Genomic DNA, 25,155 nt, shown 5'->3' with positions numbered 1-25,155 from the left:
CGGTTTCAGGCGCTCAATCCGCGCCTCGGCCAGCCAGTAAAGATTGCTCATAGAGCAGGTCTCCTTGCGGAGCCTGGATCACGGCAACGGACTGAAATCAATGGGTCTGGAGCCTAAATGAACAGGCTTGGGCGGACCGATCCCAACCTGCCTGTGCACGGCGGTCAGGAGTATTGTGCGACCGACGACCACCCCGCGGACGGCGGATGGCGCTTCATCGTCAACCAGCAATGCCATTCTGGATTGACGAGGCCGGGAGGCTCTTCGCAAAGATTGGAGGCTAGGCGCACCGTCCGCGCCCTGTCACTGAGATCCTCGACAACTGGTCCGAACCTTATATTTCGTCCTGCGGGACCCCGCGGTCTGGAACACATGCAGAGGGGCGGCGCGACCTCGTCCAAGCCTGTTTTTGATACTTCGTAACGACGACACAACTGCATTGTCGCGGTCGCGCGACAGGGCGCCATCGCGGCCAGAGGCCCGGTCACCGGGTTCATCATCCTGCGGAGTAAGGAGGGATGCCCGGATGAAAACCGCCGTGCCGGGCTGCACAATCCGCCGAGCGCGGTGATCATGGGCTGCATCGCTGCGCCGGAGGGAGGATTAACCTCGCAGCGGATGAGGCACCAAGCAGCAGGGGACCTGAACTGACCGCGAAAACAAACTTTAAGCATCTCAACCTCAGTCAAATATCATCGCGCATAAGGGTCAATAAAGTTGACCTTACGTCGCCTGTTGCAGATCATGCAGAAAATATTCCAGACATTTGCGTAAATGATGGAACGTGGTTCCGGCAGGTTGTATGCCTAAGGAATGACCATCATGAAACCGGCGCGAAAAGTCGGGCACGAAGACCAAGGTTCAACAGAGACTGGAAGGATAATCCGAATGACATATCTCTCGCGTGGCATGATCGCGGTTTCGGCGCTGGCGCTGATGACCGTGGCGGCGCAGGCCAAGACGTTCGTTTACTGTTCCGAAGCATCGCCCGAGGGTTTCGACCCGGCGCCCTATACCGCCGGCAGCACCTTCGACGCCTCGGCGCATCCGATCTATAACCGCCTGACCGAGTTCAAGAAGGGCACGACCGAGGTCGAGCCTGGTCTGGCCGAAAGCTGGGAAGTGTCCGAGGACGGCACTGAATACACCTTCAAACTGCGCCAAGGCGTCAAGTGGCACTCGAACGAGATTTTCACGCCCACCCGCGATTTCAACGCCGATGACGTCATCTTCTCCTATGAGCGTCAGGCGAATGCCGATCACCCGTGGCACCAGTACATCCCCGGCGTGACCTATGAATACTACACCTCGATGGCGATGCCGTCGCTGGTCAAGTCGATCGAGAAGATCGATGACTATACCGTCAAGTTCACCCTTAACCAGCCCGAGGCCCCGTTCCTGGCCAATATCGCGATGCCCTTCGCGTCGATCGTGTCCAAGGAATATGCCGACAAGCTGGTGGCCGACGGCCGTCAGGAAGACCTGAACAACATGCCGATCGGCACCGGTCCCTTCACCTTCCTGGCCTATCAGAAGGATGCCGTGATCCGGTACCAGAAGAACGCCGACTACTGGGGCACCGCACCCAAGATCGACGACCTGATCTTTGCGATCACCCCCGACAGCGCCGTGCGCCTGCAAAAGCTGAAGGCCGGCGAATGCCAGCTGATGCCCTATCCCGCGCCCGCCGACATCGAGGCGATCCGCGCCGATGACAGCCTGAAGCTGGACGAACAGCCCGGCCTGAACGTCGGCTATCTGGCCTATAACACCACCGTCGCGCCCTTCGACAATCCCAAGGTCCGCAAGGCGCTGAACATGGCCATCAACAAGCAGGCCATCGTGGACGCCGTCTTCCAGGGTGCTGCCGAACCGGCCAAGAACCCGATCCCGCCGACCATGTGGTCCTATAACGACGCGATCCAGGACGATCCGTACGATCCCGAAGCCGCCAAGGCAATGCTGGAGGAAGAGGGCGTCACGGACCTGTCCATGAACATCTGGGCGATGCCCGTCCAGCGTCCCTACATGCCCAACGCGCGCCGCACGGCGGAGCTAATGCAGGAAGACCTGTCCAAGGTCGGCGTCAGCGCGCAGATCGTGTCCTATGAATGGGGCGAATACCTGTCCAAGTCGATGGAGCCGGGCCGCGATGGCGCCGTGCTGCTGGGCTGGACCGGCGACAACGGTGACCCGGACAACTTCCTGTCGGTGCTGCTGTCCTGCGATTCCGCGGGCGAGGGCGGTGCGAACCGCGCCTTCTGGTGCAATGAGGAATTCTCGGGGCTGCTGAAGGACGCCAAGGTCACCGCCGATCAGGCAGAACGGACCGCGCTTTACGAAAAGGCGCAGGAGGTCTTCAAGGATCAGGCGCCCTGGTTCACCATCGCGCATTCGACGCAATACGTGCCGATGTCCAGCAAGGTCTCGGGCTTCGTCATGAGCCCGCTTGGCGATTACACCTTCGAGACGGTCGACCTGGCCGAATAATCAGCCCGATCGCAACTCTGCAACCGGACGCGCGGGGCCCATGCCCCGCGCTTTCCTCAAGGTAAAAGGGCAAATGGTCCGTTTCATCCTCTCAAAACTGTTGTTCCTGATCCCGACCTTCCTGGGCATCACGATCATCGCGTTCGGCTTCGTGCGCATCCTGCCGGGCGATCCGGTGCTGCTGATGGCCGGCGAACGCGGCGTCACGCCGGAACGTCATGCCGAACTCAGCGCGCAGCTGGGCTTCGACCGTCCGCTGGTGATGCAATATCTGGAATTCCTGAACCGGCTGTTCCATGGCGACCTCGGCAATTCGCTGGTCACCAAGAAGCCCGTCCTGACCGAATTTCTGGCCCTGTTCCCGGCAACGGTCGAACTGGCCCTGTTCGCCATCATCATTGCGACTGTCATCGGCGTTCCGGTCGGTGTCCTGGCAGCGATCAAGCGGGGCAGCTGGTTCGACCAGGTGTCGATGACCGCCGCGCTGGTCGGCTTTTCGATGCCCATCTTCTGGTGGGGTCTGCTGCTGATCATCTTCTTTTCCGGCATCCTGGGCTGGACGCCTGTGTCCGGTCGGATCGACCTGCTGTATTATTTCCCCGACGCCACCGGCTTCATGCTGATCGACAGCCTGATGTCGGGGCAGGAGGGGGCCTTCACCTCGGCCGTCAGTCACCTGATCCTGCCGTCCGTGGTGCTGGCGACGATCCCCTTGGCCGTCATCGCGCGCCAGACCCGTTCGGCGATGCTTGAAGTGATGGGCGAGGATTACGTCCGCACCGCCCGCGCCAAGGGCATGCCGCAACGCCGCGTCATAGGCGTGCATGCACTGCGCAACGCGATGATCCCGGTCGTCACCACCATCGGCCTGCAGATCGGCGTGCTGATGGCCGGAGCCATCCTGACCGAGACGATCTTTTCCTGGCCCGGCATCGGCAAATGGATGATCGACAGCATCTCGCGCCGCGATTACCCGGTGGTCCAATCGGGCCTGCTGCTGATCGCGGGCATGGTCATGGTGGTCAACCTGCTGGTCGACCTGACCTATGGCCTCATCAACCCCAGGATCCGTGCATCATGAGCGATACGACCGTCAAACTCTCCGACGCCGCCATCCGCCGCAGGATGCTGGCCGAATTCTGGTTCTATTTCAGCCAGAACCGTGGGGCCGTCGCGGGCCTTGTGGTCTTTTCACTGCTGGTGGTGGTGGCGATCTTCGCGCCGCTTCTGGCCCCGCATGGCGCGGCCACGCAGTATCGCGACGCGCTGCTGTTGCCGCCCGTCTGGCAGGAGGGCGGCAACAGCCGCTTTCTGCTGGGCACCGATGCGGTCGGGCGGGACATGCTGTCCCGCCTGATCTATGGTGCGCAATATTCGCTGTTCATCGGCGTCGTGGTCGTCTCGATCGCGCTGGTCGGGGGCATCATCATCGGGCTGGTCGCGGGCTTCTTCCGGGGCTGGGTCGATGCGATCATCATGCGCATCATGGACCTGATCCTGGCCTTCCCGTCGCTGCTGCTGGCACTGGTGCTGGTGGCGGTCCTGGGACCGGGACTGACCAACGCAATGATCGCCATCGCCATCGTCTATCAGCCGCATTTCGCCCGCCTGACCCGCGCCGCTGTCATGGGCGAGATGGAGCGTGAATACGTCACCGCCGCCCGCGTGGCCGGTGCCGGCAACATGCGCCTGATGTTCAAGACCATCCTGCCCAATTGCCTTGCGCCGCTGATCGTCCAGGCCACGCTGTCGTTTTCCTCGGCGGTGCTGGATTCCGCGGCACTTGGTTTTCTGGGCATGGGCGCGCAGCCGCCCACGCCCGAATGGGGCACCATGCTGGCCGAGGCGCGCGAGTTCATCCTGCGCGCATGGTGGGTGGTGACATTCCCCGGCCTTGCCATCCTGATCTCGGTGCTGGCCATCAACCTGATGGGGGACGGTCTGCGCGACGCCCTTGATCCCAAACTGAAGCGGAGCTGACGAATGGCCATTCTGAACATCCGCAACCTGACCGTCACCTTCGCGACCGCCACCGGCAGCTTCACGGCCGTCAACGGAATCGACGTCCATGTCGACCGGCACGAGGTTCTGGCGATCGTGGGCGAATCCGGGTCGGGCAAATCGGTCTCGATGCTGGCGGTGATGGGCCTTCTGCCCGACACCGCCACCGTCACCGCCGATGAGATGACCTATGACGGGCGCGATCTGCTGAAGATGTCGCCCGCCGAACGGCGCAAGCTGATCGGGCGCGAGATCACCATGATCTTCCAGGAACCCGTCGCATCCTTGAATCCGTCCTTCACGGTCGGTTTCCAGATCGAGGAGGTGCTGCGCATCAATCTGGGCCTTTCGGGGCGCGCCGCACATGACCGCGCGGTCGAATTGTTCACCGCCGTGGGCATCCCCGACCCCGAGGCCAAGCTGAAGGCTTATCCGCATCAGATGTCGGGCGGGCAATGCCAGCGCGTCATGATCGCCATCGCCATCGCATCCGAGCCTCGCCTGCTGATCGCGGACGAACCGACGACGGCGCTGGACGTGACGATCCAGAAGCAGATCCTGGACCTGCTGATGAAGCTGCAGGAGGATTACGGCATGGCCCTGATCCTGATCACCCATGACATGGGTGTCGTGGCCGAAACAGCCGACCGGGTCGTGGTGCAGTACAAGGGCCGAAAGATGGAGGAGGCCGACGTGCTGTCCCTGTTCGAGGCCCCTCAGAGCCCCTATACGCGGGCGCTGCTGTCGGCCCTGCCGGAACATGCGACGGGCGACCGCCTGCCGACCGTGTCCGACTTTTTCCAAGAGGAGCCCGTGCGATGACCCCCGTAGTCGAAGGCCGTGCCATCACCCGCGATTACCACGCGGCGGGCGGCATGTTTTCCAAGGGCAGCACGGTGCGCGCCCTGAAGGGCATCGACTTTCAGGTGCAGAAGGGCAAGACGCTGGCCATCGTCGGCGAAAGCGGTTCGGGGAAATCCACCCTGGCCCGCATCATCGCGCTGATCGACCCGCCCAGTTCCGGCGAGATCCTGATCGAGGGCAAGCCCGTCGACATCGCCGCCCGCCGCCCGGGCCCCGAGATGCGGTCCAAGGTGCAGATGGTGTTCCAGAACCCTTATGGCAGCTTGAATCCCCGCCAGAAGGTCGGGGACGTACTGATGGAGCCGCTGATCATCAACACCAAGGTCCCCGCCGCCGAACGCCGCGAAAGGGCGCAGGCGATGCTGGCCAAGGTCGGGCTGCAGCCCGAGCATTTCAACCGCTATCCGCATATGTTCTCGGGCGGGCAGCGGCAGCGGATCGCCATCGCTCGGGCGCTGATGCTGAACCCCTCGCTGCTGGTGCTGGACGAACCGGTCTCGGCGCTGGATCTTTCGGTGCAGGCGCAGGTGCTGAACCTGCTGGCCGATCTGCAGGACGAACTGGGGCTGACCTATGTCTTCGTCAGCCATGATCTGTCGGTGGTGCGCTATATCGCCGATGACGTGATGGTCATTTCCAAGGGTGAGGCAGTCGAACAGGGCAGCCGCGAGGAACTGTTCGCCAATCCGCGCCACCCCTATACGCAGCAACTGTTCGCCGCGACCCCGGCGACCGACCTGGAGGCGATCCGCGCCCGCGTAGAACGCCGCAAGGCCGCGCGCATGGCGGCAGAGGCGTGACCTGATTGTCGCCGCCCTTCGGGGCGGCGGCGGTTTTCAGCGGCGTTTGCCGCCGCGGGGCAGCGTGACGCGATTGTTGCGCGGACCTGTCTGAACGGGCGTATTGGCGGTGTTTTCCTGATCCAGCTTGCGCCACCGTTCCAGCCGATCGGCCGACAGATCGCCCGCCTTGACGGCCGCCTGCACCGCGCAGCCCGGTTCATGTTCATGGGTGCAGTTGCGGAACCGGCACAGCGGCGCCAGTTCGGTGATTTCCGCAAACAGCACCTCCAGCCCCGCCGCCACGTCGCTGACATGCAGCGTGCGCATGCCCGGCGTGTCGATCACCCAGCCCCCGCCCGCGATGCCGTGCAGCGACCGCGCGGTGGTCGTATGGCGGCCCTTGGCGTCGCCTTCGCGGATGCCGCCGGTCAGCTGCTGCTGGTCTGGGGCCTTTTCCGCCAGGGTGTTCAGCAGCGTCGATTTCCCCACGCCGGACGATCCGACCAGCGCCACCGTCTGTCCCGGCCCCGACCACGGCAGCAGCGCATCGGTCGCATCGGGGTCCTTGGCATTGACCATCACCACCTGCAAGTCACGCTGGAGTTCCAGCGCCTGGTCGCGATAGCCAGCCGCGTCATCGGTCTTGTCGATCTTGGTCAGGACGATCACGGGGGTTGTGCCGGCTTCGTTCGCCAGCGCCAGATAGCGTTCCAGCCGCGCCGCGTTGAAATCGTCGTTGCACGAGGTGACGATGAACAGCGTGTCGACATTGGCTGCGATCAGCTGGGGACTGCGCATGTTCTCGTTCCGGCGGCGCAGCAAGGACGCCCGTTCCAGCCGCCGCATGGCCACGCGGCTGTCGGGATCGACCAGCACCCAATCTCCCACGGCGAAATCGTTTGTGGTGACATGCAGCGGCAGTTCCAGCCGGATCTGGTCCTGTCCCGTCTGCGCCGAGAGCCGCGACCGATGGACCGAGGCGATGCGCATGGGCACCAGTCCCGCATCCTCGGGGGTGATCTGTTCGGCATAGAAATCGGTCCAGCCAAGGCCGGAAAGCTGGGGAAATGTCATCTGCTGCACCTGTCCTGTCCGTCCTGAATGGGCATGCAGGGGTTCGGATGCAAGCCTTTCCTTGCGCGCAGGGCTGCCCCGCATAAGGTCTTATGGACAGGAAACGTCCTGCGTGCTGCCATCGGGTGGGGGACAGGCCATGCGCGACACCGACCACATGACCGAGATCGACCGCGTTCTGCGCGGACAGGCCACCGGGCGCGACGACGTGGTGCGCAGCAGCTGGCGGCGTTGCGTCGAAAGCTGGGGGCTGGACCCCACGCGCCCTTCGCCCGCCCATGTCGTGTCCGATGCACAGCTGCGCAGCCACCGGGAACAATCCGAACGCCTGATCGCCATCGCGCGGTCGGGCCTTGATGCGCTGTTCCGCCAGGTGGCGGGGCAAAGCTATGTCCTGCTGCTGGCCGATGCCAAGGGCGTGACGGTCGATTTTCTGGGCGACCTGCGCCAGGCGGATGATCTGCGCGGCGCGGGGCTGCATCTGGGCGCCGACTGGTCCGAACCGCTGGCCGGGACCTGCGGGGTGGGGTCCTGTATCGTGACGCAGAAGGCGATCACCATCCACCAGACCGACCATTTCGACCTGCACCATACGCCGCTGTCCTGCACCGCGGCGCCGATCTTCGACACGTCGGGGCAATTGGCGGCGGTGCTGGACCTGTCGCTGTTGCGGTCGCCCCGTGCCAAGGCCAGCCAGGATCTGGCGATGGGGCTGGTGCGGACCTCGGCCCGGCGGGTGGAAATGGCGAACCTGATGGCCATGACCCGCCGCGACTGGGTGCTGCGGCTGTCGTCCAGCCCCGAATTTCTGGATGTCGACCCCGAGGCCGCCATCGCCCTTGACAGCAATGGGCGCATCATTGGGCTGACCCATGCGGCGCAGGCGGCCCTGGGCGGCGACGCACCCCTGCTGGGCCAGCGGCTGGACCAGGTGGCCGAACTGTCGGTCGATGAGCTTCCCGACCTGATGCGCGGCCGCCCGACCGAGGAACGCCTGATCTGCCTGCGGGACGGTCGGGCGCTGTTCGGCCACGCGATCGCCCCGCAAAGCGCGCGCCTGCCACGGGGCCGGCCGGTTCTGCCGGGCGGGTTGTCCAGCCTTGCCGGACCGGACCCCGCGATGCAATCGGTTCTGGCGCAGGCGGCGCGCCTGTCGCGCAGCGCCGTGCCGTTGCTGATCACCGGCGAAACGGGCAGCGGCAAGGAACGGCTGGCGCGCGCCATCCACATGTGCCTGCCATCCGGCACGCCCCTTCACCGCATCGACTGCGCAGGGCTGGCGGCGGATGCGCTGGTGAATGCCGACTGGCCGGACCATGGCACGCTGGTGGTGAAAAGTCCCGGCGATCTGGACCCGGCGGGGCAGGCGGCCTTGCTGCGGCGGCTGGCCGACACGCGGCTGAGGGTCATTGCGGCCTCGGGCACCGATCTGGCGGCGATGGTGCGGCGGGGCGAATTCCGCGCCGACCTGTTCTTTCGCATTGCGGGGGCGGGGCTGGACATTCCGCCGTTGCGGCTCAGGCAGGATCTTGATTGGCTGGTGGACCGGATGCTACGACGGGGCGACGGGGACGGGTTGCGCCTGTCGGCGGCGGCGCGCGCCGAGCTGCGGTCGCGGCTGTGGCCGGGCAATCTGCGCGAACTGGCCATGACGCTGGATACCGCCGCCCTGCTGGCCGAGGGGCGGGTCATCGACGTTCCCGACCTGCCGCCCGCGCTGCTGGACCCGCGTGCCGAACCCGAGCCCGCCGAGGATCTGCGCGCCATCCTGCTGGCCTGCCACGGCAACATGGCGCAGGCCGCGCGACGGCTGGGGGTCAACCGATCGACCGTGCTGCGGCGGATGCAGCGGGCGGGGCTGAAGCCGCAACCGTGATGTTGCGCGCTGTTGCAGGCGCAACAAGGCTGCGCCGCAGCGATGAATTGCCGCGATGCCGCGTGGGTTTTTCCTGTCGCGATGCCCGGCAAGGGACCAGCCTGACCCCAGGGAGACCATTTCCGATGGGAGGAAAACATGCTGGATTCATCCGTGGCCGACCGCGCACAGGCGGCCCTGACCGAATTGGGACAGGCGTTGGAGGCGGGCGATATCGACCGTGCTACCCAGCTTTTCGTGACCGACTGCTATTGGCGCGATCTGGTCAGCTTCAGCTGGAACCTGCGCACCTTTGAAAGTCGCGACCAGATTGCCGACATGCTGCGCGCCCAGCTGGATCACATCGAACCCACGGGCTGGGAGCTGGATCCCGCCGAGATCCCGTCCGAGGAGGATGGTGTCATCACCGCCTGGTTCCGGTTCGAAACCAAGGTCGGGCGCGGCTATGGCCTGATGCGGCTGCGCGACGGCCGCATCTGGACCCTGCTGACCGCGCTGCAGGAACTGAAGGGCCACGAAGAGGCCAAGGGCTTTGCCCGCCCGATGGGCGCCAAGCATGGTGCCGACAAGAACCGCCAAAGCTGGCGCGAGGAGCGCGAGGCCGAACAGGCCGAACTGGGCTATGACCGCCAGCCCCATACCGTGATCATCGGTGGCGGGCAGGGCGGCATCGCGCTTGGCGCGCGGCTGCGCCAACTGGGCGTGCCCACGATCATCATCGAAAAGAACGACCGCCCCGGCGACAGCTGGCGCAAGCGCTACAAGTCTTTGTGCCTGCATGACCCGGTCTGGTACGACCATCTGCCCTATATCAAATTCCCTGACAATTGGCCGGTCTTTGCGCCCAAGGACAAGATCGGCGACTGGCTGGAAATGTACACCAAGGTGATGGAGCTGAACTATTGGACCCGCAGCGCCTGCACCCGCGCCAGCTATGACGAGGCGAAGGGCGAATGGACGGTCGAGGTTGATCGCGACGGCGAAAAGGTCACGCTGCACCCCAAGGAACTGGTGCTGGCCACCGGCATGTCGGGCAAGCCGCGCATCCCGGTCTTTCCGGGACAGGACAAGTTTCGCGGCGAACAGCAACATTCCTCGGCCCATCCCGGACCTGACGCCTATGCGGGCAAGAAGGTGGTGATCGTGGGGTCCAACAATTCAGCCCATGATATCGCGGCGGCGCTGTGGGAACATGATGCCGACGTGACGATGGTGCAGCGGTCATCGACCCATATCGTCAGATCCGACAGCCTGATGGAGATCGGGCTGGGCGCGCTTTATTCCGAAGAGGCCGTGCAGAACGGCGTCACGACCGAAAAGGCCGACCTGATCTTTGCCTCGCTGCCCTACAGGATCATGCATCAATGGCAGATCCCGCTTTATGACCAGATGAAGGAACGCGACAAGGATTTCTATGCCGGGCTGGAACAGGCGGGGTTCAAGCTGGATTTCGGCGATGACGGGTCCGGGCTGTTCATGAAATACCTGCGCCGCGGATCGGGCTATTATATCGACGTGGGCGCCAGCCAGCTGATCATCGACGGCCAGGTCAAGCTGGCCCATGGGCAGGTGGCCGAAATCACCGAAACCGGGGTGCTGCTGGACACGGGGCAGGAACTGCCTGCCGATCTGATCGTCTATGCCACGGGCTTCGGGTCGATGAACGGATGGGCTGCCGACCTGATCGGTCAGGACGTGGCAGACCGCGTCGGCAAGGTCTGGGGCCTGGGGTCGGACACCACCAAGGACCCCGGCCCGTGGGAGGGTGAACAGCGCAACATGTGGAAGCCCACCCAGCAGCCCGGCCTGTGGTTCCATGGTGGCAACCTGCACCAGTCGCGTCACTATTCGCTGTATCTGGCGTTGCAGCTGAAGGCCCGTCAAGTGGGGATCGCGACCCCGGTCCATGGGTTGCAGACGGTGCATCACCTGGGCTAGGGGATCAGCCCAGCTTTTCCTTGCCGATCAGGGCGGCCTGGGTGCGGTTCACCGCGCCCAGCTTGCGGCAAAGCGTCTTGACATGCAGTTTGACCGTCACTTCGGCCAGCTGCAGGTCGTTGGCCATCACCTTGTTGGATTTCCCCGCGCAAAGTCCGCGCAGGACGTCCGTTTCCCGCTTGGTCAGGTTGGCGATGGGGTTGTTTTCCTCCTGCTCCATGAACTCATAGGGCACGAAGACCTGCCCCGAGGCGATCAACCGAATGGCCATGCCCAGAGAGGTCGAGGCCAGGGTCTTGGGCAGGAACCCGCGCGCCCCGGCATCAAGCGCCTGTCGCGCGACCGTGGGCGAGGCCGCCCCCGAAATCAGCGCCACGGCGGCATCCGGGGCAAGCTGCATCACGCGATGCAAGCCCGCCAGTCCGCCCATCCCCGGCATGTCATAGTCCAGCAGGATGACATCGAAGGGATGTTCGACAGATGCCTCGATCGCCTCGACGGCCAAGGGCAGGGACGCCACCCCGGTGACATCCGCGAAGCCCTGGCCCTTCAGCAGGGCGGCAATGGCTTCCCGGACAAGATCATGGTCGTCGGCAATCAAGAGGCGCATCAATCAACCTGTTTAGCAATGGCACGACCCGGGCGGGTTGCCATCAGGTCCTGATCTGAAGCTTCGTGCAATCCGTGGTTGCACGCAACAGCGAAGCGTCCTTGCGCATCATTTCGCGCGATTGCGGCGTGCGGGCGGCCCGAAACCCGGTCTCCAGCCGGGCCAGCGCGACGCGCATGCTTTCCTGGCCGATGACGGCGGCGCTGCCGGCCATCTTGTGGGCCAGGCGGGCCAGGTCATCGGGCTCCATATCGGCGGGCGCCTCGGACAGGCGGGCCAGCCCATCGTCCAGCTCGCGGCGGACCCGGTCCAGAAGATCCGCGGCTGCATCCGCACCCAGCAGGGACGCAAGATCGGACGCGGGCCTGGGGTGCGACAGGGGGGCGCGGCGTACCAGATGGCGGTCCAGAAGCGCCTTGAGCACGGCCCTGTCCAGCGGTTTGATCAGCGCGTCCTCCATCCCGGCGGCCCGGAAACGGGCCAGATCCTCGGGCGTGGCATGGGCTGTCAGCGCGATGATGGGGGTCGCGGCATTCGCACCGTCGCCCGCCCGTATCCTGCCGGTCGCGTCCACGCCGTTCAGGCGCGGCATGCTGATATCCATCAGGACAAGGTCGAAGGGGTGATGCTGCGCCGCCTCGACCCCGGCCATGCCATCAACGGCTTCGGTCACGACGCAGCCATAGCTTTTCAGTATCTCGCGGGCGACAAGGCGGTTGATCTCATTGTCCTCGACCAGAAGGATCCGACGGTCATCGTGGCGGTCATCGCGATGGGCCACGACGTTGGCAGGGGTCAGATCCTGCGCTGCGATGCTGGCCGTTTCATCGGCGATGGCCAGGGGCAGGCGGATGGTGAAGGCGCTGCCTTCACCAAGCTCGCTGACCACGTCGATCTCTCCGTTCATGGCCGTGACCAGACGCTTGACGATCGCAAGGCCCAATCCGGTGCCTTCGGCCTTGCGGTCAAAGAACGAACCCAATGTGACGAATTCGTCAAAGATGCGGTCCAGATCCTGATCGGCGATGCCTGTGCCGGTATCGCCGACCTGCAATTCGATCAGGCCCGATCCGCCGATCCTGTCCAGCTGGACAGTGATCTGGCCGCCTTGGGTGAATTTGATGGCATTGCCGACCAGGTTGACCACGACCTGCCTTATCTTTCCGACATCGCCCAAAAGCAGCCGGTCGTCCTGGCCAAAGCTTTCGAAGGTCAGCTCGTTGCCGCATTGGCGGGCGCTGGCGCGCAACCCGTCCAGCAGATCCCGGATCGTGGCTGCGGGATCGAAGGGGGTCAGGTTCAGCTGGATCTGTTCGTTATAGGTGCGGGATGCGTCCAGCACATCGTTGACATGGTGCAGAAGCAGGTCGGCAGAGTGCTGCATGGCGGCCAGATAGCGCGCCTGATCGGCCGTCGGTGCGGTATCCCGCATCAGGTCGAGCGTCCCCAGGATGCCGTTCAGCGGCGTGCGCATCTCGTGGTTCATGACGGCGATCATGCGCGCCTTGGCCTGTTCCCCCTCCAACGCGCGGTCGCGGGCGGCGATCAGTTCGGCCTCGGTCTCGACCCGGTGCGTCACGTCGCGGACAAAGGCGACCAGCAGATTTCCGTCGCGGTCCTCGTTGAAGGAAACCGAAACCTCGACGGGGATGGTGTGGCCTTGCTTGTGCAGGGCGCGCGACTGGGTGATGCCGGCGGCATTGTCATCGACCAGCAGTTCGCCGCGGCGCAGGCGTTCCAACAGGGCTTCGACCGCTTCCAGCCTTTCGGGCGGGGTCAGCAGATCGCGGATATCGGCGCCGATGGCCTCGGCGCGGGTATAGCCATAGATCCGCTCGGCGGCCGAGTTGAAATTGCGGATCGTGCCGCGATGATCGGCGACCACGATAGCGTCGATCGAGGTTTCGAAAAGCGCGTTCAACCGGTTGCGCGCCAAGGTGATGCTGTCGCGCTGGGCGATGATCGAACCGATAGTCAGGAACAGGAACAGCACGCCTCCTGCCAGAACGATGAACAGCAGCAGGATGATGCCCGCCAATTCGTCCAAGGTGGCGACGACCGTCTGACGCCGCGCGTCCGACGTCTGGGAAAAATGGCTGATGCCCTCCAGGGAAATCGTGCGCAGGTCAGGCGCCACGGCATTGATCCGGTCCAGCAGGTCGGGCGCTGCGGCGCGCAGCGTGGCGTCATCGCCGTCAATCAGCGGGATCGCATCCGCCAGCATTGTCTTGACGGATTGCAGCGCCGTCGCCACCGCGGGCTCCTGCCGCAGTTGGGCAAAATTCTGCCCGAATTCGACCGTGTTAATGCGCGAATAAAGGATGTCGAAGCGGTTGCGCAGCGCCTCCAAATCCCCGCCCGGGGCTGCGATCAGCGCCATTGCGGCATTGCGCAGGGCGAACATCTCGACCTCGGACTGGGCCAGGAACCATTGGGTGCTGTCGGAATTGGCCCTGCTGAGTGCCTGGATCTGGTCGCGCATGTCGCGGTTGAAATGCAGGACGCCCACGACTGCCGTCACGATCACCAGGAAGAAGAGCCCAAGCCCGATCCGGGCGCGGCGCGACCCGAAGCCATACCGCATCAGGCGCAACCCCGATCCGTGTGCCACAGGGCGGACCTAGTCGGCCTGCACGATCCGGTCCAGTTGCCAGATGCTGCGCGAGTAATTGGTCTCGGTCTGATAATCCACCGACATGTCATAGGGATAGACGATCCAAAGCGGTCCCTTGTCGCGAACGGACATCGGTTCGCCATTCAGATGATAGGCGACGATGGGGGCAATGTCATCGATCTCGTCCAGGGGGATCTCGACGGCGTAATCGTTGATGGCGGTCGCCATGATCTCGCCGTCGGTGATGCCCGCATCGGACAGCAGATCCGACAGCAGCACACCGGTGAATTCCTGTTCGCCCTCGGTCCAGATGGTCGAGGTGGAAAAGCTGGTCTGCGGCAGCGCCTGCAGCGCCTGCAGGTCGTATTCGCGCTCGCCCTCGGTGGTTGTGATGGTCATCAGCACCTCGGATGCGACGACGGCATCCGCCATCGCGGCTTGCAGGCCTGCAAGACTGATTGCGGCAATCGCCGCCGATCGAAGCATGTTCATGGCGAAATTCCTGACAAATCCTGAAAAAGGGCGGTCCCGGCGTTATCTCATGGAACGGGGGCGGGCGACAAACCCGCAAAGGTATAAAGCGCTAGCCTTTGGCATAGATGCAGGGGAAACGTCATTCGGTCATGGCGTGGCGAAACATCGTGCGATAGCGGCTGGGGGTCGTGGACCTTGCGGCCCTGAACTGGCGGGCGAAATGGGCCGCATCGCTGAAGCCGCAATCGGTCGCGATCAGCGCCATGCTGCGATCGGTGCGGACCAGCAGCTGGCAGGCCTGCCCAAGGCGCAGCTGGTTCACGTATTGGCTGATCGACATGCGGGTCGCGCGCTTGAAGACGCGTTGCAGCTGACTTTCGGTCAGATTGGCCAGATCGCACAGGGGGGCCAGCCGCAACGGTTCGCGGTAATGCAGGTGCAGCCAGTCCAGCACGCGTTGCATCCGGTCGCGGTCGCGTGGGATCTGGCCGACGACGATCTCTCCGGCGGCCAGGGGTCGCGCGTCCGGGGCGCGGGCCAGCTGACCCAGGATCGCCTGCATCTCGATCGCGCGCTCCATGTCGGGCAGGTTCGGCATTGCCAGCATCCGGTCGCGCAAGCGGTCCGAGGTCGCCTGCCCGAAGGCCAACCCCCGGCGCGCCCGATCCAGCAGCGCGGCCATGGGGGCCAGTTCGGGGACCAGTTCGGTCAGGCGCATCGCCCATGTGCCGTCGAACCAGCAGACCAGCGCCCGATGCAGGTTTCCCGGACCCGAATGCCCGGCAATGACCGCGCCTGATTGCCAGGCATGGGGAACATTGGGGGCCAGCAGAACCAGATCGCCGTCACCATAGGGCTCGACGCTGTCACCCACGAACCGCATGCCGCGGCTGTTCAGGGTCAGGGTCAGTTCGTATTCGGGGTGATAGTGCCAGTTGAACGGGAACTCCGCCAACTGGCGGTCGTAAAGCAGCCACGATCGATCCTGTGGAATGCCCACCTGTTCGAAAAAGGGTTGCATGATGGTTCCACCCCTTTGGCGCCCGCAGAATGCGGCAATCCTACAAGAAAAGGCGGCCCGTGGGAATGGCGTCCTCTGCCTGTGGGGCTACTGTCCAAGCCCGAAAGACAGGGAGGCCGCATGGATCAGGATATTTCGCCGGATGTGATCATCATCGGCTCGGGCGTGGGCGGAGGGGCGGTGGCCCATCAGCTGGCAGGGACGGGGGCCAGGATCCTGATCCTGGAACGCGGCGATTTCCTGCCGAACGAGCCGCAGAATTCCGATCCCGACGCGGTCTTTGCCCAGGCCCGCTATCGCACCACCGATGAATGGCAGCATGCCGATGGGCGCCGCTTTCGGCCGGGGCAGTATTATCACGTGGGGGGACACACGAAATTCTATGGCACGGCGATGTTCCGGTTCCGCGACAGCGATTTTCGCGAACAATCCTTTGCGGGGGGCGTGTCGACGGGCTGGCCCGTCACCTATGACCAGCTGCGTCCCCATTATGATAAGGCCGAGCGTCTGTTCGGCGTGCGCGGCCAGGCGGGCGCCGATCCGACCGAGCAGGACCGCGACCCCTATGCCTATGCCGCCATCCCCCATGAACCCGTCATCGCCGACATGGCGGAGCGGCTGGCGAGGCTGGGGTTGCATCCCTTTCCCATGCCCTCGGCGGTGGACTATGGGCCGGGCGGGACGTGCCGGCGGTGCGGCACCTGCGACGCCTTTGCCTGCCGGTGGGATGCCAAGGGCGACGCCGACACGCGGCTGATCCGTCCCCTGCTGGATCATCCCGACGTGACGCTGTGGACCGGTGCCAAGGTGACGCGCCTGATCTCCGACGACCAGGACGGCCGGATCACCGGGGTCGAGCTGACGCATGGCAACACCCCCTTGCGGATATCGGCACCCCTGGTGGTCCTGTCGGCCGGGGCGATCAATTCGGCGCTGATCCTGCTGCGCTCGGCCAATCAGGCGATGCCGCAGGGTTTGGCGAACCGGTCGGGCGTTGTCGGGCGATACCTGATGAACCACCACCTGACGGGGCTGATGGGCCTGCGCCCCTTTGCCACGAACCCGACACGCTTTCCCAAGACGCTGTCGGTGAACGATTTCTATCACGGGCTGCCCGATGACCCCGATGCGCGGGGCAACCTGCAGATGCTGGGCAACATCAGCGGGCCGATGATCCGGTCCACCTATCCGCAGATACCGCGCGCCATGGCCGATTGGCTGGGCCGGCACAGCGTCGACTGGCTGTGCATGTCCGAGGATCTGCCCCACCACGACAGCCGCGTGCGCCTGTTGCCCGATGACCGGGTCCAGATCGAATACGCCCCCGGCGGGCGCGAGGGTCATGACCGCTTCGTGCGCCATATCCGCAGCCAGCTGCGTCGCGCGGGTTTTCCGGTGGTTCTGCGCCACAGCTTCGGGATCGAGGCACCGTCGCATCAATGCGGCACCGTGCGGATGGGGGACGACCCCGCGACCTCGGCGCTGAATCACCTGTGCCGGGCGCATGACCACCGGAACCTCTATGTGGTGGATGGCGGATTCATGCCCTCCAGCGCCGCGTTGAACCCCGCCCTGACCATCGCGGCGCAGGCGCTGCGCGTGGGCGACCATCTGCGCGGGCAGTGGCGTCTGCTGGCCGCCGCCTGACCCTGTTCCCGACCCTCTGACAAGGACATGACATGAATTTTCTTCTGCCGCTGACCGGTTCTTTTGCCAAACCCGCCGCCGAAAACCCCACCGTCGCCATGATCGAGGCCGCATATCGCGCCATGGGGCTGGATTGGCGTTACCTGAACTGCCAGGTCGATCCGGCAGATCTGGGCGATGCCGTGCGCGGCGCGCGGGCCATGGGGTGGCGCGGTTTCAACTGTTCCATCCCCCACAAGGTCGCCGTGATCCCGCATCTGGACGAACTGGGAACCTCGGCCCGGATCATCGGGGCGGTGAACACGGTCGTGCGCGAAGGGGATCGGCTGATCGGGGAAAACACCGACGGGCGCGGCTTCGTCAAGGCGCTGCAGCAGGTCTGCGACCCCAAGGGAAAGCGCGTCGTCCTGTTCGGGGCAGGCGGTGCCGCCCGTGCTGTGGGTGTCGAGGTCGCGCTGGCGGGTGCTGGCGAAATCACCATCGTCAACCGCAGCAAGGATCGTGGCCAAGAGGTCGTGGACCTGCTGAACGACAACACCGAGGCCAAGGCCAGCTATGCCGCGTGGGAGGGGACGTTCAGCGTTCCAGCGGGGACCGACATCGTGATCCACGCGACCTCGGTCGGGCTTTATCCCGATGTCGACGCCATGCCCGACATCGACCTGGACAGCATCACGCCCGACATGGTCGTGGCCGATGGCATCCACAACCCGCCGCTGACGCGTCTTTTGAAGGCCGCGCAGGACAAGAGATGCAAGACCGCCGACGGGTTGGGAATGCTGGTCCAGCAGGGTGTGATCGGCATCCGCTACTGGACCGGCAAGGATGCCGATCCGGCAGTGATGCGGCAGGCGCTGCTGGACCTGGGGTTGTAAGCGCGGCGGGTCAGGCCTGGCGGTCCAGATGCGATTTCAGCGCGGCGATATGGGGGGCGTCGATGCCGCAGCATCCGCCGATGATCGTCGCGCCCGCCGCCAGCCAGCGATCGACCCAGACGCCATAGCCCTGGGGATCAAGGTCCTTGCGGATCGCGGACAGGACCTCGTTGGCGGCACCTTCGTCTTCTGCGGTGAAGGCATTGGCATAGACGCCGACGGGGATGTCGCGGCCGCTCCGTTCCACGACCTGCAGGGCCTGGCGGATGGCAGGTTCCATCGCCTCGGGCATCGAGCAGTTGAACAGGACCGCCTGTGCGCCGGCGTCGATGGCCGCCTGAACAGCGTCGGCCACCGGCTCGCCCGACCGCAGTACGGGGCTGTCCAGCTGATCGGGCAGTTCGTCGCGCAGGGTATAGGAAATCCACAGCGGCAGGTCTGTGCCTTGGATGGTATCGGCGGCGGCGCGCGCCTCGGCGATGCAGCTGAGCGTTTCGCCCAGCCACAGGTCCACATGCGGCTTCAGGTTTTCGACCAGTACCGCCAGCACCGCCTGCGATGCGACGGCGTCGAAATTCTCGGGCTCATAGGAACCGCCGACGGGCGGCAGGCAACCGGCGACGCGAACGTCGCGACCGGTATCCGCCGCCGTCCGCGCCAGCTGGCCCGACCGTTCCGCCAGCATCGCGCCATCGCGGTCAAAGCGGTCCTGACCCAAGTGATAGGGCACCACGGCATAGCTGGCGGTGGTGACGACCTGCGCGCCCGCCGCGACGAAGTTTTCATGGGCCTGCCGGACCTTGTCGGGTTCGTTCATCAGGGCCAGCCCCGACCATTCGGGTTGACGCAGCGTCGCGCCGCAGCGTTCCAGTTCGCGGCTGAGGCCGCCGTCAAGCAGGGTGATCTTGGCCATGGAAAGGCTCCGTTCGTTCATGTTCAGCGCCCCGTCGGGACGCGGTTTTCCAGCCAGCGCAGCCCCAGAATCAGGATGCCGCTGAGGCAGAGATAGACCGCCACCAGCAGCAGTAGGGGTTCATAGGTCAAGAGCGTGGTCTGCCGGATGCGAGTGATCACCGCGTAAAGGTCGGTGACCGTGATCGTCGCCAGAAGGGGCGTGGATTTCAGCTGCAGGATGATCTCGCCCGTCAGGGTCGGCAGGGCGCGATGCAGGGCGCGTGGGAACCAGACGCGGCGAAAGACCAGCCATGGCGACATGCCCATGGCGCGCGCGGCCTCCAATTCGCCATGCGGAACGCCGGTGAAGGCGCCGCGCATCACCTCGCCCTGATAGGCGGCAAAGGACAGGGTCAATGCCAGGAACCCATAGGGCCAGGCCTGCCGCAGATAGGGCCAGGCCCAGGAGTCGCGGATTTCGGGAAATTGCGCGAAAAGCGCCCCCAGCCCGAAATAGAACAACCACAGCTGCAGCAGCAGCGGCGTGCCGCGGATCAGTGTGCAAAAGCCAAGCGACAGCCAGCGCAACGGGCGCGGTCCCATCACCTGGAACAACGCCAGCGGCAGCGCCAGCACGAACCCCGCCGCCACGCTGGCCGCCAGCATCGCCAGCGTCATCAGCAATCCGTCCCACAGGCGCGGCAAGTTTTCGGGCAGCCAGTCCCATTGCATGGTCAGCGCCATGGCGACCAGCCCGGCCAAGGCCAGCGCGGCCATGACCAGCCGGTGCGGCATCATCATCTGGGTCACGATATTGCGCATCATCGGGCCTGATGGGCGGCGATCAACCCGCGGCGCGCGCGCGCCTCATAGCGGCGCAGGATCACGTTCGAGACCAGTGTCAGCATCAGATAAAGCGCCCCCGCCGACAGGAAGAACAGGAAATAGGCCCGCGTCGAGGAGGCCGCCTGCCGCGTCACCTGCGTCAATTCGCTGAAGCCGATCACGGCCAGCAGCGCGGTGTCCTTGGTGGCGATCATCCAAAGGTTGGCCATGCCGGGGATGGCATGGGGCGTCATGGCGGGCAGGGTGACGCGGCGCATGACCTTCAGGGGCGACATGCCGAAAGCCTGCGCCGCCTCGATCTGGCCATGGGGGACGGCGCGGATGGCGCCGCGGATCACCTCGGTCGCGTAGCCGCCCTGGACCAGCCCGATGACCAGGATGCCCGCCGCCAGCCCGTCCACCTCGATGCCCTGAAAGCCCATGCCCTGCGCCGCACGGTTCAGAAGGTCGGTACCGACGTAATAGAACAGCAGCATCATCACCAGTTCGGGAACGGCGCGGATGACGGTGGTATAGACCTGCGCCAGATCGCGCATCACCAGCCCGCCATAGAGTTTCGCGCTGGCGCCCAGGATCCCGATGACGATGCCCATGACATAGCCCCCCGCCGCCAGCTGGATCGACCGCCAGAAACCCTGCAGCAGCGCGCCGCCCCATCCGGGGGCGTCCAGCGCCAGCAGGCTGAAATCGATCGACTGGAACATGGGGCGGGGGTCCTTTCGCAGGGCCGGTCGGGGCCGGATCAGTCGCCGTAGATGTCGACGGTGAAGTATTTCTGCGTGATCTGGTCATAGGTGCCGTCTTCGCGGATCTCGGCCAGGGCCTTGTTCACGCGGGCCAGCAGCTCGGTATCCTCCTGGCGCAGGCCGGCACCGGCGCCATAGCCCAGCACCTCGGGGTCGGGTTCGACGGCACCCTTGTATTCGCAGCAGGCCTGGCCTGCCTCGGATTCGGCGAAGGGCTGCATGGCCAGCGTGTCGCCGATGACCGCGTCCAGGCGACCCGCCGCCAGATCCTGCAGTTCCTCGTCCAGGTTCTGATAGATGCGGATCGAGCCTGCGGTGTCTGCGTAATACTTGTTGGCATAGACCTCTTGGATCGATCCCGACTGGGCGCCCACGAAGGCGCCGCTGACGCCTTCGGCGGTCGGTTCGATATCCGATCCCTTCTGCGTCATCAGCCCGGTCGGCGCGGCATAGTACTTGTCGGAAAAGGCGATCTGTTCGGCCCGCGCGGGCGTGATGGTCATCGACCCCATGATCATGTCGATCTTGCCGGTGGTCAGGGCCGGGATGATGCCGTCCCACGCGATGGGGGTGACCACGCATTCGGCCTCGATCCGGGTGCAGATTTCGTTCATCAGGTCAATCTCCCAACCCGACCAGCTGCCGCTGGCATCGGGGGTGAAGAAGGGCGGATAGGGTTCGGCGGACACGCCGACCTTCAGGGTTTCGGCCATGACCGGACCCGCAAGTCCAAGGGCCGCGACGGCGGCGAGGGTGAATTTGCTGAGCATGGGAAATCCTTCCGAAAATCAGGAAAATGGATGGCGGGTCACATGACCGACCGGATGAACTGTTTCAGATGCGGGGATTGCGGGTCGCCGAACAGCTGTTCGGGGGTGCCTTCCTCTTCGATCCGGCCATCGCGCAGATAGATGACGCGGTTGGCCACGTCACGCGCAAAGGCCATTTCATGCGTCACCAGGATCATGGTGCGGCCCTCGCGGGCCAGGTCGCGGATGACGCCCAGAACCTCGCCCACCAATTCGGGGTCCAGCGCGCTGGTCGGTTCGTCGAACAGCATGGCCAAGGGATCTACCGCCAGCACACGGGCGATGGCGGCGCGTTGCTGCTGGCCGCCAGACAGGCGGACGGGATGGGCATCGGCCTTGTCGCCCAGGCCCACGCGGTCCAGCACCTGGCGGGCACGGACGATCGCCTGGGCGCGCGGCTGGCCCAGAACATGGATCGGCGCCTCGGTCACGTTTTCCAGGACCGTCCGGTGGGGCCACAGGTTGAAGTTCTGAAAGACCATGCCCAGCTGCGCGCGGATGCGCTGGACCTGCCGCCGGTCGGCGGGTTCCAGGCTGCCGTCGCGGGTCGGCCGCATGCGATAGGTTTCGCCCTGAATCGCGATCTCGCCCGCGCTGGGATGTTCCAGCATGTTGATGCAGCGCAACAATGTTGATTTGCCCGACCCCGATCCGCCGATGATAGCAATCACATCGCCCGGATGGGCGGTCAGCGAGACCCCCTTCAGGACTTCCAGGTCGCCAAAACGCTTGTGCAGGTCGCGGATTCGTATCGCGGGCTTGTCATCCATGGCCATATCCTTGTCGCACGGCGCGGCCTGCGGCGGGCGCAGACAACGACGTGTTTGGCGGCTCTTAGGGGGAAAGGGGCCGGGGTGGCAAGGGGAACCGACCGGTCCCCCCGTCGCAAAATGGTGACCGGCACCCCGGGGTCAGCGCGCGGCGGGCTGCCGTTGCGTCAATCGGGCGGTCCCGGCAGGGTGCGTCGGGTCGTGGCGCAGCAGGCGCATGGCGTTCAGCGTCACCAGCACCGTGGCCCCCGTATCGGCCAGGATCGCGATCCACAACCCGGTGATCCCCAGGATTGAGGTGACCAGAAACACCCCCTTCAGCCCAAGCGCCAGCGCGATGTTCTGGCGGATGTTGCCCATCGTGGCGCGCGACAGGCGGATCATCGCGGCGATGTCGGTGACGCGGTCGCGCAGGATCGCCGCATCCGCCGTTTCCAGCGCCACATCCGTGCCCGACCCCATCGCCACGCCCACATCGGCCTGCTTCAGCGCGGGCGCGTCGTTGATGCCGTCGCCGATCATCATCACGCCACCATCGGCGGACAGGTCGCGGATGGCGGCCTGCTTGTCCTGCGGCAGCATCTGGGCGCGGTGATCGATGCCAAGCGTGCCCGCGATGGCTGCGGCGGTGCGGGGGTTGTCGCCGGTCAGGATCACCGGGGTCACGCCCAGATCGCGCAGCTGCCGCATGGCGTCGGCTGCATCGGCGCGGGGTTCGTCGCGCAAGGCGATCATGCCTTGGACGTCATCGCCGAACAGCACCGTCACGGTCTTGCCCTGTGCCTCCAGCGCCTGCGCGCGGCCCAGCAGGTCGCCGGTCAGCACGCCCGCCTCGGTCGCGTGGCGGGGGCTGGCGACGGTCAGGGTCCGTCCCCCGATCACCGCCTGCACGCCCTTGCCGGGAATGGCGCGGGCCTCGGTCGCGGCGGGCAGGGGCAGGTCGCCCGCATGGGCCACGATAGCCCGCGCCAGCGGGTGGCTGGAGGCGCCTTCGACGGCGGCCATCCGCGCCAGCAGCGTGTCGGCGTCGATGCTGATGGGCAGGATGTCGGTGACCTGCGGGCGGCCATGTGTCAGGGTGCCGGTCTTGTCGATGGCGACGTGGCGGATGCGGGCGGCGGCCTCGATCACCGCGCCGCCCTTCATCAGCAGCCCCCGCCGTGCCCCCGACGACAGCGCCGAGGCGATCGCCGCCGGAACTGAGATGACCAGCGCGCAAGGGCAGCCGATCAACAGCAGCGCCAGCCCACGATAGATCCAGACATCCCATGGCAGCCCGAAGGCCAGCGGCGGCACCACGACCGTCAGCGCGGCCAACGCCACCACGGCGGGCATGTACCAGCGGCTGAAACGGTCGATGAAGCGTTCGGTCGGCGCGCGGGACTCCTCGGCCTCCTCAACCAAGCGGATGATGCGGGAAATGGTGTTGTCGGCGGCGGCGGTCGTCACCGTGACGCGCAGTGCGGATTCCGCGTTGATGGCGCCGGCAAAGACATCTTCGCCCGGGCCGCGGGTGATGGGGACGCTTTCGCCGGTCACCGGGCTTTCGTCGATGCCGCTGGTGCCCTCAAGGATCCGCCCGTCCGCCGGGATGCGATCGCCCGGACGGACCAGCACGACCTGTCCGGGTTCCAGCGATGCGGCGGGCACCTCTCGCGTCCGGCCGTCCTGTTCCAGCAGCGCGGTCTTGGGCACCAGGTCCGACAGCGCACGGATGCTGTCGCGGGCCTTGTTCGAGGCGACCCCTTCCAGTACCTCGCCCACGGCGAACAGAAAGACGACCAGCGCGGCCTCCTCGGCGGCACCGATCATCAGTGCACCGGCCGCGGCAATGGTCATCAGGCTTTCGATGGTGAAGGGCTGGCCCCGGCGCAGCATGGCAAGGGCGCTGCGGGCGACCGGGGCGACCCCGATCAGACACGCCGCGACAAAGGCCCAATGCCCCACCGCGCCCGCGGTCGTCAGGCGGATCGCCCAAGCCAGGACAAGTAGCAGCCCCGTGACGATCACCAGCCGTCCCTTGGCCGAGGCATGCCATGGCCCATCGGTCGGCTCGTGGTCATGGCCGTGATCGGCGTCGCGATGGGGGGGCTCGATCCCGAAGCCCAGCTTGCGGACCTCAGCCTCGATCTGCGACGCCGAGGTGGCGTCATCGTCCAGCTGCAAGGTCAGCTTGCGCGACATCACCGTGACCCGCGGGTCGGTGACACCCGGCAGGCGCTGCATCGCATGGGTGATCTTGGACGCGCAGCCCGCGCAATCCATCCCCGTCACGGTCCATTCACGGCGATTGTCCATCCTGCTGTCCTCTTTTTCCGGCGGCCTTGTTCGATGCGTAATCCGAACATAGGATCTCTAGTCACTAGAGGTTCAAGGGGTCAAAATGCCAAGCATCGGAGAGACGAGCAAAAGGACCGGGGTCAAGGTCCCCACGATCCGCTATTACGAACAGATCGGCCTGCTGCCCGCACCGGGGCGCAGCGCGGGCAATCAGCGCGTCTATGACGCAGCCATGCTGGAACGGCTGGCTTTTATCCGTCATGCCCGCGACCTGGGCTTTCCGCTGTCCGACATCCAGGACCTGCTGGCCATGGCCGACGACCCGGACCGGTCCTGCGCGGCCGCCGATGTCATCGCCACGCGGCAGCTGGCCTCAGTCAAGGCGCGCATCGCGCGGCTGACCGCCTTGCAGCAGGAACTGGAGCGGATGCTGACCCAGTGTTCGCATGGCACCATCGCCGATTGCCGCGTGATCGAAGTGTTGGGAAACCACGACCTTTGCACGCAGGACCACACCGGATAAGCAGATGGCGCGCCGTTGCGG

21 protein-coding genes are annotated in these 25,155 nt (G+C 65.3%); 10 read left to right on the top strand and 11 right to left on the bottom strand.

Annotated features, from left to right (window positions below; genetic code table 11):
• The first annotated feature begins 888 nt into the window (after nt 1–888).
• From DKT70_RS14930 to DKT70_RS14910, 5 genes are all read left to right on the top strand, one after another.
• A complete protein-coding gene (locus DKT70_RS14930) occupies nt 889–2,490 on the top strand; it encodes an ABC transporter substrate-binding protein (RefSeq protein ID WP_111559885.1) in 1,602 nt (533 codons plus the stop codon).
• Between the two features lie 73 nt (nt 2,491–2,563).
• Nucleotides 2,564–3,571, top strand: coding sequence for an ABC transporter permease subunit (locus DKT70_RS14925; protein WP_108503497.1), 1,008 nt, complete (start codon nt 2,564–2,566; stop codon nt 3,569–3,571).
• Nucleotides 3,568–4,470, top strand: a complete 903-nt coding sequence (locus DKT70_RS14920) for an ABC transporter permease subunit (protein ID WP_111559884.1) — start codon at nt 3,568–3,570, stop codon at nt 4,468–4,470. The genes DKT70_RS14925 and DKT70_RS14920 overlap by 4 nt, the downstream gene beginning before the upstream one ends.
• Nucleotides 4,471–4,473: 3 nt before the next feature.
• Nucleotides 4,474–5,313 carry an ABC transporter ATP-binding protein gene (locus tag DKT70_RS14915; protein ID WP_108503495.1) on the top strand — a complete coding sequence of 280 codons (840 nt, stop codon included), beginning with the start codon at nt 4,474–4,476 and terminating at the stop codon, nt 5,311–5,313.
• Nucleotides 5,310–6,155 carry a dipeptide ABC transporter ATP-binding protein gene (locus DKT70_RS14910; RefSeq protein ID WP_111559883.1) on the top strand — a complete coding sequence of 282 codons (846 nt, stop codon included), beginning with the start codon at nt 5,310–5,312 and terminating at the stop codon, nt 6,153–6,155. The genes DKT70_RS14915 and DKT70_RS14910 overlap by 4 nt, the downstream gene beginning before the upstream one ends.
• A gap of 36 nt (nt 6,156–6,191) precedes the next feature.
• Here the strand turns inward: DKT70_RS14910 and rsgA are convergent, their stop codons facing one another.
• Nucleotides 6,192–7,211 (bottom strand): ribosome small subunit-dependent GTPase A, encoded by a 1,020-nt coding sequence (gene rsgA / locus DKT70_RS14905; protein WP_199559618.1) that lies wholly within the window; start codon nt 7,209–7,211, stop codon nt 6,192–6,194.
• Between the two features lie 139 nt (nt 7,212–7,350).
• Here rsgA and DKT70_RS14900 point away from each other — a divergent pair, with 139 nt between their 5' ends.
• Nucleotides 7,351–9,087, top strand: a complete 1,737-nt coding sequence (locus tag DKT70_RS14900) for a sigma-54-dependent Fis family transcriptional regulator (protein WP_111559890.1) — start codon at nt 7,351–7,353, stop codon at nt 9,085–9,087.
• A 138-nt stretch (nt 9,088–9,225) separates the two neighbouring features.
• On the top strand, nt 9,226–11,025 hold the full coding sequence (locus DKT70_RS14895) for an NAD(P)/FAD-dependent oxidoreductase (RefSeq protein WP_111559881.1): 1,800 nt from the start codon (nt 9,226–9,228) through the stop codon (nt 11,023–11,025).
• Between the two features lie 4 nt (nt 11,026–11,029).
• On the opposite strand, the gene DKT70_RS14890 is transcribed toward DKT70_RS14895, so the two are convergent.
• From DKT70_RS14890 to DKT70_RS14875, 4 genes are all read right to left on the bottom strand, one after another.
• Entirely contained in the window at nt 11,030–11,635 is a 606-nt protein-coding gene (locus tag DKT70_RS14890) for a response regulator transcription factor (protein ID WP_111559880.1), read from the bottom strand.
• A gap of 43 nt (nt 11,636–11,678) precedes the next feature.
• Nucleotides 11,679–14,246, bottom strand: a complete 2,568-nt coding sequence (locus tag DKT70_RS14885) for an ATP-binding protein (protein ID WP_146612649.1) — start codon at nt 14,244–14,246, stop codon at nt 11,679–11,681.
• 9 nt (nt 14,247–14,255) lie between these two features.
• Nucleotides 14,256–14,741, bottom strand: coding sequence for a molybdopterin-dependent oxidoreductase (locus DKT70_RS14880; protein WP_111559878.1), 486 nt, complete (start codon nt 14,739–14,741; stop codon nt 14,256–14,258).
• A 121-nt stretch (nt 14,742–14,862) separates the two neighbouring features.
• On the bottom strand, nt 14,863–15,744 hold the full coding sequence (locus DKT70_RS14875; RefSeq protein WP_111559877.1) for a helix-turn-helix domain-containing protein: 882 nt from the start codon (nt 15,742–15,744) through the stop codon (nt 14,863–14,865).
• 120 nt (nt 15,745–15,864) lie between these two features.
• Here DKT70_RS14875 and DKT70_RS14870 point away from each other — a divergent pair, with 120 nt between their 5' ends.
• On the top strand, nt 15,865–17,391 hold the full coding sequence (locus tag DKT70_RS14870) for a GMC oxidoreductase (protein WP_111559876.1): 1,527 nt from the start codon (nt 15,865–15,867) through the stop codon (nt 17,389–17,391).
• A 32-nt stretch (nt 17,392–17,423) separates the two neighbouring features.
• Complete coding sequence (gene aroE / locus DKT70_RS14865) at nt 17,424–18,266, top strand: shikimate dehydrogenase (RefSeq protein WP_111559875.1); 843 nt, start codon at nt 17,424–17,426, stop codon at nt 18,264–18,266.
• Between the two features lie 10 nt (nt 18,267–18,276).
• On the opposite strand, the gene DKT70_RS14860 is transcribed toward aroE, so the two are convergent.
• The 6 genes from DKT70_RS14860 to DKT70_RS14835 form a co-directional block, all read right to left on the bottom strand.
• Complete coding sequence (locus DKT70_RS14860; protein WP_111559874.1) at nt 18,277–19,179, bottom strand: homocysteine S-methyltransferase family protein; 903 nt, start codon at nt 19,177–19,179, stop codon at nt 18,277–18,279.
• Nucleotides 19,180–19,202: 23 nt separating this feature from the next.
• Nucleotides 19,203–19,982 carry an ABC transporter permease gene (locus DKT70_RS14855; protein WP_199559617.1) on the bottom strand — a complete coding sequence of 260 codons (780 nt, stop codon included), beginning with the start codon at nt 19,980–19,982 and terminating at the stop codon, nt 19,203–19,205.
• The gene (locus DKT70_RS14850) at nt 19,982–20,710 is read right to left on the bottom strand and encodes an ABC transporter permease (protein WP_111559872.1); all 729 of its coding nucleotides are present in this window, start codon (nt 20,708–20,710) and stop codon (nt 19,982–19,984) included. The genes DKT70_RS14855 and DKT70_RS14850 overlap by 1 nt, the downstream gene beginning before the upstream one ends.
• A 38-nt stretch (nt 20,711–20,748) precedes the next feature.
• Entirely contained in the window at nt 20,749–21,522 is a 774-nt protein-coding gene (locus DKT70_RS14845) for a transporter substrate-binding domain-containing protein (RefSeq protein WP_111559871.1), read from the bottom strand.
• A 38-nt stretch (nt 21,523–21,560) separates the two neighbouring features.
• The gene (locus tag DKT70_RS14840; protein WP_111559870.1) at nt 21,561–22,331 is read right to left on the bottom strand and encodes an ABC transporter ATP-binding protein; all 771 of its coding nucleotides are present in this window, start codon (nt 22,329–22,331) and stop codon (nt 21,561–21,563) included.
• 141 nt (nt 22,332–22,472) lie between these two features.
• Nucleotides 22,473–24,629 carry a heavy metal translocating P-type ATPase gene (locus tag DKT70_RS14835; protein WP_111559869.1) on the bottom strand — a complete coding sequence of 719 codons (2,157 nt, stop codon included), beginning with the start codon at nt 24,627–24,629 and terminating at the stop codon, nt 22,473–22,475.
• An 85-nt stretch (nt 24,630–24,714) separates the two neighbouring features.
• Here DKT70_RS14835 and DKT70_RS14830 point away from each other — a divergent pair, with 85 nt between their 5' ends.
• Entirely contained in the window at nt 24,715–25,134 is a 420-nt protein-coding gene (locus DKT70_RS14830; RefSeq protein WP_111559868.1) for a MerR family transcriptional regulator, read from the top strand.
• Nucleotides 25,135–25,155: the final 21 nt, after the last annotated feature.

This window comes from Paracoccus sediminilitoris (assembly GCF_003259195.1).
Taxonomy (GTDB): Bacteria; Pseudomonadota; Alphaproteobacteria; order Rhodobacterales; family Rhodobacteraceae; genus Paracoccus; species Paracoccus sediminilitoris.
Note: the sequence above shows the minus strand (reverse complement) of the source record. Positions and strands in the feature narration are given on the sequence as shown.